The following is a 282-nucleotide window of genomic DNA, read 5'->3' as shown; positions in this document are numbered from 1 at the left end:
ACGGGCACTTGCGGTGCAAATGCATCTTTCAGGTCTCAGCATCGCCAAATGCTGAATATCAATTCATTATCACTCAACCACTTGGGCCTCATGACAATTCACTTGATTCCTGAAAACTGAATCCGAAACGAAATCTGCGTTATAGTGTTTTGGATAAGCCCTCGACCGATTAGTATTGGTCAGCTCCACACGTTACCGTGCTTCCACCTCCAACCTATCTACCTCGTCGTCTTCAAGGGGTCTTACATGCTGGGAAATCTCATCTTGAGGGGGGCTTCACGC

1 rRNA gene is annotated in these 282 nt (G+C 47.5%); it reads right to left on the bottom strand.

The features are described from left to right. Positions 1 to 149: 149 nt before the first annotated feature. Positions 150 to 282: ribosomal RNA gene (locus AC0LWN_RS32785) — 23S ribosomal RNA — on the bottom strand; the annotation flags it as partial.

It is taken from the genome of Paenibacillus sp. sgz302115 (genome assembly GCF_056120445.1).
The sequence above is the reverse complement of the archived record's forward strand: the minus strand, read 5'-3'. Positions and strand labels throughout refer to the sequence as shown.